At 64.4% G+C, this 12494-nt stretch carries 9 protein-coding genes and 1 pseudogene; 3 read left to right on the forward strand and 7 right to left on the reverse strand.

Translation table 11 applies throughout. The features are described 5' to 3' along the window. The 6 genes from ELR45_RS27325 to ELR45_RS27345 form a co-directional block, all read right to left on the reverse strand. On the reverse strand, window positions 1–668 hold a 668-nt coding region (locus ELR45_RS27325; RefSeq protein ID WP_165368151.1), incomplete at its 3' end, for a GntR family transcriptional regulator. A gap of 165 nt (window positions 669–833) precedes the next feature. Further along, window positions 834–3482, reverse strand: a complete 2649-nt coding sequence (locus ELR45_RS42175; protein ID WP_129669145.1) for a hypothetical protein — start codon at window positions 3480–3482, stop codon at window positions 834–836. A gap of 48 nt (window positions 3483–3530) precedes the next feature. Continuing rightward, window positions 3531–3671 carry a hypothetical protein gene (locus ELR45_RS39275; RefSeq protein ID WP_205857367.1) on the reverse strand — a complete coding sequence of 47 codons (141 nt, stop codon included), beginning with the start codon at window positions 3669–3671 and terminating at the stop codon, window positions 3531–3533. An 89-nt stretch (window positions 3672–3760) separates the two neighbouring features. Further along, on the reverse strand, window positions 3761–4561 hold the full coding sequence (locus tag ELR45_RS27335; protein ID WP_205857368.1) for a carbohydrate ABC transporter permease: 801 nt from the start codon (window positions 4559–4561) through the stop codon (window positions 3761–3763). 104 nt (window positions 4562–4665) lie between these two features. Continuing rightward, window positions 4666–5589, reverse strand: coding sequence for a carbohydrate ABC transporter permease (locus tag ELR45_RS27340; protein ID WP_205857369.1), 924 nt, complete (start codon window positions 5587–5589; stop codon window positions 4666–4668). A 123-nt stretch (window positions 5590–5712) separates the two neighbouring features. Beyond that, a complete protein-coding gene (locus ELR45_RS27345; RefSeq protein WP_165368139.1) occupies window positions 5713–7272 on the reverse strand; it encodes an ABC transporter substrate-binding protein in 1560 nt (519 codons plus the stop codon). 428 nt (window positions 7273–7700) lie between these two features. Here ELR45_RS27345 and ELR45_RS27350 point away from each other — a divergent pair, with 428 nt between their 5' ends. Further along, on the forward strand, window positions 7701–9125 hold the full coding sequence (locus tag ELR45_RS27350; protein ID WP_129669148.1) for a sulfatase family protein: 1425 nt from the start codon (window positions 7701–7703) through the stop codon (window positions 9123–9125). 169 nt (window positions 9126–9294) lie between these two features. Here the strand turns inward: ELR45_RS27350 and ELR45_RS27355 are convergent, their stop codons facing one another. Further along, entirely contained in the window at window positions 9295–10245 is a 951-nt protein-coding gene (locus tag ELR45_RS27355) for a dihydrodipicolinate synthase family protein (RefSeq protein ID WP_129669149.1), read from the reverse strand. A gap of 466 nt (window positions 10246–10711) precedes the next feature. Between ELR45_RS27355 and ELR45_RS27365 the strand changes: the two genes are divergently transcribed. Both ELR45_RS27365 and ELR45_RS35925 read left to right on the forward strand, forming a co-directional pair. Beyond that, window positions 10712–12193 carry a sulfatase family protein gene (locus tag ELR45_RS27365; RefSeq protein ID WP_129669151.1) on the forward strand — a complete coding sequence of 494 codons (1482 nt, stop codon included), beginning with the start codon at window positions 10712–10714 and terminating at the stop codon, window positions 12191–12193. A 77-nt stretch (window positions 12194–12270) separates the two neighbouring features. After that, window positions 12271–12494: pseudogene (locus ELR45_RS35925) on the forward strand (exo-alpha-sialidase); the annotation flags it as partial.

Below are 12494 nucleotides of genomic sequence, written 5' to 3' on the forward strand. Positions count from 1 at the left end.
CTCCCTTCGACGATCTGCCGCTGCGCCTCCCGCAGACGCCGGCTCGCGCCCTGGAGATGCTCGCGCAACTCGTTCAGCGCATCCTCGGTCTCGCCCCGGCGCAGTCGCTCGAGTATCTCTGCGTGCGATTCGGCCGAGGGATGAAGATCCTCGTCCTGCGCGGTCGTGACCTGCAGGAGCGTGGTGAAGGTGGGTTGGAACTCCCGCCACACGTTGAGCAGACGGCGATGTCCGCACAGCTCATAGAAATACGAGTGGAACTCCAGGTCCGCCACGGCGAACTCGGCGGCGTCCCCTCGATCCGCAGCCTCACGCATCGCTGTCAACGGCCGCTCGAATGCTGCCCATTCACCGGAGAGACGTTCCGCGCAGAGCCTCAGCGCCAGCGATTCCAGCGATTCACGGAGCGAGAACAGCTCGTCGACGTCAACGTCGTCCAGACCGATGACGTAGGTACCCCGTCCTCTCGTCTCGACCAGCCCTTCCGACTCGAGCTTCTTCAGCGCGTCACGGATGGGTCCTCGACTGACGCCGAAATCCTGCGAGAGGCTCGATTCGACCAGGTGCTGGCCGGCAGGCAGCCGCCCGGTGACGATCAGCACCCGTAGCTCGTGCGCGACCTGCTCGCCAAGAGCCGTCTGCTTGATAGGCGAAACGTCAAGTGTCATGTTATTCCAAGTCTACAGTTAACCGTCAACTAGCTACCTTACGGCCACTGATCCCCAAGCGTCAAGGTCGACATTCAGCGGGATGTCGACCTTGACGCTCTTCCTCCGTCGATCAGCGCTGGCCACAGGAGGGCAGGACCGATCGTGGCGTTCATGACCGGCTCGTCAGCTGCTCCGTCGTGCAGTGATGAAGACCGGTTCGTAGTCGACGTGGAACCCGCCCTGCTGTACGGGCAGCTCTGCGCCGACGGCGCTAGTCAGCTCCACGACGTCACCCTTCTCAAGCCCGAGGCGCGACCAAGACACGTTGCCGCCGCCGTTAAACTGCCACACCACGTGCACGTCGTCGTTCTCGCCGGCGAAGGTCGCGTGCCACAATCCGTCGTCCTCGTCGACACCCGCCGGTTCACGGTGGTCGAGCAAGTGCACGAGCGTGACATAGCCGAGATAGGCCGGCTTGGGGAATCTCCAGAAGTCGACCGTGCCGAAGGCCTGCTCAGGGAAGGTACGGTCGTCGAACCCTCGATCCTTGTAGTTGTACCAGAAGATCTTGTCGGCGCCGTGCTGCAGACCGAGCACGTGGAGCTTGATCAGGTAGTTCAGCCCTTCTTCCCGGGTCAGTCCCCGGACGCCGCCCTTCTTGCCGAATATTCCACCGGGGTAGCTGCGGTTATGGGGCGCGCCGACCTCGGTGAACCAGATCTCCATCGTCCGCCCGGCCTTGCGCATCTCGTCGAGGACGAAGCTCATCATGTCTGCCATCCACGTCTCCGGCGTCTTGAAGTCCGGCCAGGCGTACGGGTGTATGGCGAAGATGTCGAACGTAGCCGCCGCGTCGCTGTTGAGGAACCTGATCACGTCCTCTCTGCGCTGATCCGGCTCAGCGAGCTGGTAGCAGAACTTGGCGTCGACCCCGGCGTCGACGGCCGCCTGCCGCGCCACGCGTACCTTGGCGTCCAGGTTGGGCCAGTAATAGGGCGCGTCGTATATCTCACCACCCGACATCAGGTTCTCTTCAAGCCCCAGCTCCCAGTGGGTGACGGATGGATCCGCCTCGAAATGGGCCCGCAGCCGCTCGTAGAGCGCGTCGAGCTGAGATTGGGGAATCGGGTTGGTGTCGGCGGGATCGTCCTGTGACTTCCACTCCCCGTTCCTGGGCACCAGCGGCAGCTCCACGAGGCCTCGCTCGACGTGGCGGTCGATGCGGTTCTGCCAGCCTTGCGGGTTGAAGTTCCCCGTCAGCCACGTGATCGTCTTCGACCAGCCCACCACGTAGGGGTCATTGAGGTCGGTATGGACCGTCCCGAACGACGAGCCGGGATCCAACGAACGGTCCGCGACGGCCCGCGGCGGTAGCACGGCGAAGCCGTACTCCCGGTCCTCACCGACCACGTGATCGAGGAACACGACTTGGTCGGACGTGCTGAACACCAGTCCGTAGTAGCCGATGGCGGGGTCTGACGGAGAGGCGATGCTGTGGGCCTCGCCGACGGCCAGCGCAACCGGCGACGACAGCTCGTCACCGCGGTGGTCGTACCAGGCGGCCGTCAGTTCCGGCGCGGGCACGTCCGGCAGGCTCTCACCGGCCAGGCCGGTGATCTGCAGCTCGGTGAGGTTGATCCTGAAGGACGTGTGCGCTCGCACGACCACCGCGCTGGCGGTAACCGGCTCGTCGAGCCCGAGGCGTGCGGTGACCTCGGTTCGCCACTGGTTGATCTCAAAGGTCGACCGCAGGGCTTTATGGGTCGAGATGGCGTTGCCGGATGCGTTCAGGAACGTCACCCATATGTCGAACATGCTGAACGCGGTGCCAAGATTGGCCCCGGTGAGCGTCACCGACTGCACATCGACCGGATCGGGGAAGTCTGCACGCACGTTCACCCACCGTTTGGCGCCGTCATCCGGGAACTCGAAGAACACCGTGCGGTTGTCGCCGTAGAGGAGTCGTCCGTCGGTGAGCAGGTCGCGTGCCTCGGCGACGCCCTCGGTGGCCTCCGGGGTGGTGCTCGGCGTCACGCTGATCTGACTCGCCAGATGGGCGAGATTGCCGAACGCCACCAGCGACGGCAGTACGTCGACGGTGAAGGAGCTCCCCGGCGAGTGCGCGTACCGCTCGGCCGAGTCGACACTGAGCTGAACCAGGCCGTGTGCGGTACCGGTGAGGTTCAGCTCGGCCAGCTCGAGGGTGTCCCCGGTGGTGGCGACTCGTACCGTGACCGACCTGATCGGCTCGGTCTTCTCCGGTTCGGCCTCCACGGCGAGCAATCCGGACTCCAGCGACCGGATCTCGGCGGAGCGTTCCTCCGTCGTGAAATCCCATGCCGTGAACGTCACCGTCGCCGTGTCGACGCCGGTGGCAAGCAGGCGGACCGAGCGCACCTCGGCCGGCGCGCCGGAGGTGGGCGTGCCGAACGTAGCCGTCACATCCACATACCGGCCGCTGGGCTCCGCACCGGAGAAGTCATATCCCACCACGGGACTGGTCTCACCGTCAGTGAGCAGGGTGAATGCCTCATCAGGATCAGTGTTGGTGCTCGACGACGGATCGACGCCCGGTGCCAGGGCGAGCGACGCAAGCGCAAACGTGATATCCCCGGTCGCCACCTCCTCGGCCGTCCGCCCCCGGCCCTGTCCCTGTCCCTGTCCCTGTCCCTGTCCGCCCGCCCTGCCCGTGCCGGATGCGAGCGCCGGGCTGCCCAGAGCACCGGCCAGCCCGGCCCCTACCGCAGTGCCCCCAGCTCGATAGAGAAAGGTTCGACGGTTCATCGGGCGGTTCACGGGACGGTTCGTGGATCGACGGTTCGTGCCGCTCATGAGATTCCTCCTACGACGATCGGTCGGCGCGCTTCACGGCGACAGCCATCACAGCCACAGCAGCTTGGGTGTCCCGGCGTCGCGGCCGTTCTTGACCACGTGGTTTACGGGATGATCGGACAGCAGACACCCCTTCGGGAAGGTGAGGACGGCCCGCAGGCCGCGTCTCCCGGCAGGAAGAGATGACATGGTGAGATCAGTCAACCGTTGCTGGTTAACCGACTGCGATGGGTGCTCACTAGTGACCGTCGTCGTCCGACGGATCACGATGCCGGTGTCTAGTTCTTCACCGCTCCGGCCAGGCCTTCGACGAAGTAGCGCTGCAGCACGAGGAAGACCACGATGATCGGCAAGGTGCTCAGCGTCGCCGCGGCGGTCATCCCGGACCAGTCCGAGTAGTCGTCGCCCCGGAAGGAGTAGATACCCACGGAGAGCGGCCGCAAGTCCGGCTGCGCCAGCGTGAGAACCAGCGGGATCAGGAAGCTGTTCCACGTTCTCATCAGCGTCAGGATGATGGCGGTCGCGATCGCCGGCTTCGCCAGCGGCAGCATGATCTGCCAGAAGGTTCGGAAGAATCCCGCCCCGTCAACCGTGGCGGCCTCGTCGAGCTCACGCGGCAGTCGCTGGAAGTACCCGGCGAACAGCAAGATGGTGATGACATTCGCTCCGCCGGCCTCGGCAAGAATCACGCCCAGCAGGTTCCCGCTCAAGCCGAGGCGGTTGACCAGATCGAAGACGGGAATGACCGTGTATCCCTCGGGCAGGAACACCGTCGCGATGAGGGCACCGTAGATGAACTTACGGCCGACGAAGGTGTAGCGCCCGAGCGCGTATCCCAGCATCGAGGTCGTGATCACGACAATCGCGACCGTCCCTGCCGAGATGATGACGCTGTTCCAGAAGTACTGGCCGATATGCGCTTCTTCCCAGGCCCGGGAGTAGTTCTCCCACTGGGGCGCATCCGGAATCAGGTCGAAGCTTCCGAAGATCTCCCGATTAGTCTTCAGCGACGACGCGATCATCCACAGGAACGGGTACATCCAGAGGAAGCCGACCCCCGCGAGGACGACGCTCGTCACGAGTTCTCTCAGCCGCCTGGGCGTAAGCTTCGGCCGGAACCTCCGGCGTGGCTGGTCGTTCACCGGCGGTTGCGCCGCAGCGTGTTCACGAGTCTCTACCGAGCTCACTGGTCTTCGCCTCCCGTTTCCGTGCGCGCCGCCGCTCTGAGCGAGCGTGCACGACGCAGCGCCCACCCCTGTCCCAGCGCGATCACCATGACCGCCACACCGAAGATCACGGCTACGGCGGACGCGTAGCCCATCCGCGGTTCCACAGCACCCTCCGGGGCGAACGCGAGCCGGTAGACGTAGAGCTCCACCAACTCGGTCGAGTAGTTCGGCCGGCCCTGTGTCATCGCTTGCACCAGGCCGAATACCTGCAGCGTCGACACCACACTGATCAAGGCGATCAGGATGGCGAAAGGCTTGATCAGCGGCATGGTGATATCCCGGTGCATCCGCCATCGCCCGGCACCGTCCATCCGCGCCGCCTCATACAAGCCGGCCGGCACGGTCTGCAAGGCGACCAGCCAGTAGATCATCGTGATCCCGAACGACTTCCAGATGTGTACCGCAACGACCGAGATCAACGCGGTATCCACACTGCCGAGGAAATCGATCGGCGTGCCGACCAGCCCGGTCTCCAACAACGCGATGTTCACGGGACCGTCGAACGGGCTCAGCAGGAGCGACCACACCACGCCCACGACCGCCATCGTGGTGACGACCGGCAAGAAGAAGATCGTTCGAAATATCGAACGCATCCGGAGCGCCGCGTCGTTCAGAATGATCGCGACGACGAGTGCGAGGAACAGGCGGATCGGGACGTCGATGGAGGTGAAGAGGAACGAGCGCCCAAAGGCACGCCAGAAGAACGGGTCCGATACCGCCTCTCGATAGTTGTCGAGGCCCACGAACTCGCCGTCGGCCGTGATTCCCGACCATTCGAGGAAGGATATGAACCACGACGCGACGATCGGGTAGAAGGTGAACAGCCCGGCGAGGATCATCGCAGGCAGGATGAAGACGTAGCACCAGATGGTGGTCACCCGCCGCGCTTTGTTCCGCGGTAGCTTAGACCGTTTCACCGGCGGGCTGGCTGCCGGCTTGGTGGCAGTTTGAGTCATGATGTCGGGCCCGTTTCGTGTGGGACGCGCGTCAACAAGCGCCGATCACAGCTGCTCGTACATGTCCGGCGTGTAGTCAGATCGGGGATCCAGGTTCGGGAAGACCCAGTCCTCACGGGAGAGCGTCGCCCCGTCCGACACCGCGGCGTCGACGGCACGGTCGAACTCCTCTTCCGACCTGTCCTTGAGACCCTGCATCGCCTTACGCACATCGGTCTCCTCTCCGATGAAGATCGCCTCGACGACATCGTCGAATGTCGGAGTGATCGCGCGCAGCTCGCGGTTGACCTGAACGACGTCAGGATTGCGCAGCAACGGATCCGGCACGAGGATCATCTCGTCGGTCAGATCTGCCACCTGTTGAGCCTGCTCGTCGAGTCCGCCGATCTCAGCGAGTGCCTCATCCAGGTAGGGCCGGATAGACACACCACCGAAGAGCTCAGCCATGTAGCGCTGGCCGGCCATGCTGCCTTCGTAGGCAAGGATCGCACCTGCGATGTCTCCAAGCTCGCTCCCGGCGAAGAGCCACAGAGAGTTCTGCAGGTTGATCGGCGAATGCCCCAGCGGTACAGGGTCGACGCCGTCAGGCACCGGCTGCGCCGCCACACCGACCTCGAAGGTGGGATCCTCCTCGCGCCAGAGATCGACGTTGAACGGTGACCACATCACCATGCCGCCGGCTCCCTGCAGCATCCGGGCCCGGATCTCGTCCGGATTCATGGACAACGAGCCTGGGAGGATACTGCCGTCGTCGAACATGGCCTGGAAGAGCTCGATGGCGGCGATGAACTCGTCACTGGTGTAGGCGAACTCTCCGTTGCGGGGATCGATGAAGCCGCCCAGCGTGTTGATCACTGGAGAGCCCGCCATCCTCGCCATGTTCGCGATGTAGTTCCCACCGGCGCGGATCCGGTAGGTCAAGCCGTACGATCGCCCGTCCCCGGCATCTGTGACCGCCTTGGCCGCCGCCCGGAAGGTGTCCCATGTCAGGGGTTCAGTGGCGGGATCGTACCCCGCATCGTTGTAGAGCTGCTTGTCGTACAGCACCATGGTGTCGTAGATCTTGTTCGACCGGATCGGGAAGGTGTACGTCTTCCCGTCGAACACATTGATGTTGTCGAAGAACGAGCCCTCAGGAAACCCCGCCTTCCAGTTCTCGAAGTCGGGGATGAAGTCGTCGAGGGGCTGAACCCAGCCGTCCTCGACCGCACGGACCGCGGACAACGTGGCGTCGGGGAGAACGAAGACATCGTGGGCGGATTGGTTGCGCACACCGAGCCCGACGACCTCAGACAGCTCGGAACCCGGCATGCTGTCGTGAGCGATCTCGATGTTGGGGTACTTGGCCTGGACCTCAGCGAGGACATTGGCATGGTATTGCTGGCCCAGGACTCCGGCAGTCGTGAGCCAGCGCAGTTGCACATCGCCCTCTGGCACGTTCTCGATGGCCGGGAAGCCGAGGTCGCTCGCGTCGTCCGTCGGCGCTTCGGCGGCCGACCCGTCGTCTCCTCCCCCACAGCCGGCGACGGCGGTGCCTGCGACGGCGGCCCCACTGAGGGCGAGGAATCGTCGTCTGGTCAGATCGAGCTCTCGCGGACCGTTCATGGCCTTCTCCTCCTCGAGAATTTCAGGTGACATAGCTCGCCCGGCGTCCGGGCGGCAGATGAACGCACGGTGTCACGGAACAACCAGCGGGCGATATTCACATTGTCGTTGTCCGTCGACGGTTGACCGTTACCACATCATGTAGGTGCGGCTAACCGATGTCAAGAGCGGTTACTTCGGGATCGGACACACGGACGAAACAGACAAGCACGCACCCTGACCATCACCCGCACCCACGCCCGCCGGCTTGAGAAGCTTGACAACCAGCAGATACGCGGTCGACCATAACGTTGACGGTTAACCGTCATCCGACGTGCCGGCAACGCCTCTGTCCTGCGCGCGGAACGATGTCGTAGACAGGTAGACAGCTCGGCCGACGTCCATCCCGAGTGTTCACTCGTCGGACATAAGGAGAGGAAGACCACCAGATGCCTACAGGCACGAACGACGATCGCCCGAACATTCTGTTCCTGCTTGGTGACGACTGGGGGTGGGGTGATCTCGGGTGCTTCGGCCACCAACGGGCGCGCACACCACATCTGGACCGGCTCGCCGCACAGGGTTCGCGGTACACCCAGTTCTATGTCGCCTCCCCGCTGTGCTCACCGAGCAGAGCGTCGTTCTTGACAGGCCTGTTCCCTGGACGCGTCGGATTCCACCACGTCTGTGCGCCACGGTTCAACCGGGAGCGGGGCGTACCGGACTTTCTTGATCCGACGGTGCCGACTGTGAGCCGGACGCTGTCCACGGTCGGGTACCGCACGGCCCATTTCGGCAAGTGGCATCTCGGCCACACCGAGGATGCCCCGGCCCCTGGGGAGTACGGCTTCGACACGTACGTCTCGACGCAGGCCACCGGACCGTCGCTGGTCGATAGCTACTTCGCGCAGGCGTCCGGCACTCAGCGGCCCGCAGACGACGCCGCCGCCTTCGACGAGTTCCGTCCACACTCTTCGCGCGTCATCGCCGACGAGGCGATCAGCTGGCTGGGTGAGAACGCAGACTCGGACGCACCGTTCTTCATGCAGCTGTGGTTGCTAGACATGCACTCCACGCTCGATCCGCCAACCGAGCAGCTGGAGGAGTACCGGCACCTCACGGCGGGGAATGCCAAGGAGTGGGGCGCATTGGCGAACTACTACTCGGTGCTCAGCGAGGCTGACCGGCAGATGGGCAGGGTGCTGGACGCGCTGTCCGAGCGTGGCCTCGCAGAGAACACCATCGTCATTTTCACCGGCGACAATGGTCCTGAAGACATGTATGTCCCGGGAGCGTCGCACTCGGCCGCAGGAAGCGCCGGGCCGTTCCGCGGTCGCAAACGGAGCCTGTACGAGGGCGGCGTCCGGATGCCGCTGATCGTGCACTGGCCCGGACACACCGACGCGGGCGCCGTCGACGACGTCTCCGTGCTCTCCAGCGTCGACCTGCACGCCACACTGAGTGCCATCGCCGGGATCCAGCCTCCGGACACCGACGGCGGGGATGTCAGCGCCGCCTGGACCGGCCAAGCCCACCGCCGTCAGAAGCCCTTGATGTGGGAGCACCGGTTTCCGAACGGCAGCCATCCCGTACATTGCAGCCCAGCGTCGGCGATCCGCGACGGCGACCTCAAGCTGCTGGTCAATCCAGACGATTCACGCGTCGAGTTGTACGACGTCCCGCGTGATCCGATGGAGCTGACCAATGTCGCCGATCGCCATCCCGCCGAAGTAGCCGACATGGAACGCCGCCTACGCGCATACACGGCGACACTGCCCGACGGCCCCCGGCATCCCGACGCCGGCTCGAACCACTACCCGTGGCCGGAGAAAGGCGTCATCGAGCCCCCGCCACGCGCAGCGTGGGCGCTCTGACGTCACCACCGACGCTGCCCGCCTGGAAACCCCAAACTCGTGGGTTTCCAGGCGGGCAGCGTCGTGTCTGTCTTGTCCCCGTACCGCGGATGACACTCTGCCGGACCTGTGAGGCAGGCCCGGCAGAGTGTCATCCGCGGATATCTGTGTCGTCAGGGCATCAGGGCACTCATGGCATCAGAGCGAGGTCTTCGAGCGTCTTTCTCAGCAGTCGTCGATCGTCCTCGGGCACGGTGGACAGCGGCGCGGAGATGGCGCCGGTGCCGATACCTTGCTCCGCGACACCCGCTTTGAGCACACTCAGCCAGAAATGCCGCCCGGTCAGGTCCACCAGCGCGTCAAGACACGCTTGCAGATCCTCTGCCGCCGTGAGGTCACCGTTGCGCACTGCTTGCGCCAGCGCCCGCATGGTTCCCGGCGCGAGATTCTCCAGCCCGGAGACGTACCCGTCGATCCCCTGCTCCCAATAGCCGCGCGCATTGGACTCATCAGTGCCCTGCAAGATCGTGAGATTCGTGGACTCACGTGTTTCCAGCAGCCACGAGAACAACTCTCGATCCCCGCCGGAGTCCTTGACCGCAACGATGTTCGGATGCTCCGCCAGCCGGGTCACCATATTCCTGGTCATGACGGTATGCGTATTCCGCGGAATGTTGTATAAGGCGACCGGCACAGCCGAGGCCTCGGCCACGGTCATGAAATGCCGGTACATGCCCGCCTCATCCACCGGGTAGTAGTAGGGCGTAGTGACGGCCACGAAGTCCGCACCCGACTCCACAGCACGACGCACGTGCGCCACAGACCGTTTCGTCCCCACATCACCCACGCCGCACACCAGCGGCACCCGGCCAGCGACGTGCTCGGCCGTGACATTCAGTGTCGCCTGGGCGGTCGCACCCGGCAGGATTGGCAGCTCACCGCTCGTGCCCAGCACCAAGATCCCGTCCACCGATCCCACGAGACGGTCGATCTGACGACGCAACGCCGGCTCATCGAGCCCTTCGTCCACGTCTAGCGGAGTGATGATCGGACAGTAGACGCCCCGCGGTGCTGCGGGCGGGCGAGGATGGCCCACGGCCGGTACCTCCAAGAAGAAATAAACGTCGCCGATGGCGGTCAACCGTCGTTGGTTAACCGGCTAGGATAAGCTGCCACCGATGACGGTCGACGGTTAACAATTACTATGTCGGATTGACCCAACCCTGTCAACCGCCCGTCAGCACACCTGCAGGGCGCCCACGAGGCGGCCTCACGCTGGGCGCGGACCATGACCTCCCTGCGACCTATGACCGCCCTCCGGTCCATGACCGCCCTCCGGTCCATGACCACCCTGCGACCCGTGACCACCCTCCAGGCGCATTGCCATCAAGGTCGGCCGAGGCACCGACGGCGGACTCCATGCGTACTCCTGGCATGCGTACTCCTGGCATGCGTACTCCTGGCATGCGTACTCCTGGCATGCGTACTCCTGGCATCCAAACATCGGGGTTCCGAGCATCGATGAACTAAGGTAGCCTCTGGTTAACCGTCAACGGTTGTCCAGTTGCCGCGCCGCGGCGGCCACGCGCTCAGAATCCAAGGTGATCATGACACGTCAACAAGGCCGGACGTCCGCGCCGAATATTCTGCTGGTCCTGACCGACCAGCAGCGGTACGACTCACTCGGGACCTACGGGGCGAGCGCCGCGCATACCCCACATCTCGATGCGCTTGCCGAGTCGGGAGCCGTGTTCGAACAGGCCTATTGCCCGTCGCCACTCTGCACGCCGAGCCGTGCGAGCATCTTCACCGGTAAGCACGTGGCCGGGCACGGCGTGGAGCGACTGTACGACACCCTCCCCGACGACGAGATCCTCTTTCCCGAGCGTCTGCGCCGGCAGGGATACCGGACGGCACTCATCGGCAAGCTTCACGTCAGCAGCCGCATGTACGAACGAGAACGCCGGCACCCGAACGACGGCTTCGACGTGTACGAGTGGTGCAACGAGATGACGTTCGACATGGATTCGCCGTTCCACGCCTACGCGCGATGGCTCCAGGAGAATGATGCCGACTTCCATGCGCGGCTGGTGCAGGAGGGTCGGCAGGTCAAGAACTATCCACGCCATCTGCACATGACGCACTGGGCGGCCGAGCGGACCATCGAGTTCGTCCGCGACCAGGTACGTGACGGTGTACCGTTCTTTGCCTGCATGAGCGTCTTCGACCCGCACAATCCGTACGACACTTACCCACCGGGCATGGACAACCTGGTCGGAGAGCTGCCTCCCGCCACGCCTGTCCCGGACGACCTTGCCACGGTCCCGGCCGGAGTTCGTCGCGAGATGCGCTCCAAGACACTGCAGAGCCATTTCAACGGCTCGCTCGACGAGGCCCGCCGCGGTTACCACGCCGCGGTGGCACTGATCGACGCCGAGGTGGGACGCGTCCTGCACGCGCTGGACGAGCTCGACGTGGCAGACGACACCCTGGTGATATTCACCAGTGACCACGGCGACATGCTGGGCGACCGCGGCCTGATGACCAAGGGCGCGTTCTTCTACGATCCCGGCGTCCGCGTACCCCTGTTGATGCGCTGGCCCGGTGTCGTTCCCGCTGGACGTCGAGTCCACACACCTGTGTTGCTGAACGACATCGCGGCTACTGCCGTCTCAGCTGCCGGGTGCGCCACACAGGAGCTGGGGGCCATGTCCGATTCACTGGATCTGGTGCCGCTCGCCCAAGGCCAGAGTGGTCCCGCCCGGCCATTCGTGACCAGCTGTTATCGCAACGGCGGACTGAACGTCGGCGGCTCCACGACCTACTTCGATCCCCCACTGCTCGCAACGATGATCCGCGACGACCGATACAAGCTGACCGTCTACCACACCGACGGAGAGGACGGCGTGGGAGGCGAGTTGTTCGACATGGTCTCAGACCCCGACGAATCTAAGAACCTGTGGAACGACGGAGCGGCCCGAGCTGCCAAAGCCCGCCTGATGCAATCCCTGCTCGACTGGTCCGTCATGCAGGAATGGTCGGGCGGATCGCGTGGCGGCGAGTGGCTCCCGGCCTCTTCGGTCGCGTGACGCCTGGGAGGCCCGAGCGGGCACGGATGACTGATGAGAGAACAGTGAACGACCACGGAAGGCAGGTACCGTAACCGATGCCGCACGAACAGTCGCCACCAGGCACGATCGTCGCCCATATTCCCGCACACGAGCAGAGGTTCATCGGTTCCCCCAGCATCGCCAAACTTCCCGGAGGCGAGTACGTCGTCTCGCACGACATCTTCGGCCCCGAGTCCGGTTTCAATCGAACCGTCGTCTACCGCTCCGTCGACCGGGGTACCTCGTGGAGCCGGCTGGCTGAGCTCGACGGGCAGTTCTG

This window comes from Phytoactinopolyspora endophytica, assembly GCF_004138495.1.
Taxonomy (GTDB): Bacteria; Actinomycetota; Actinomycetes; order Jiangellales; family Jiangellaceae; genus Phytoactinopolyspora; species Phytoactinopolyspora endophytica.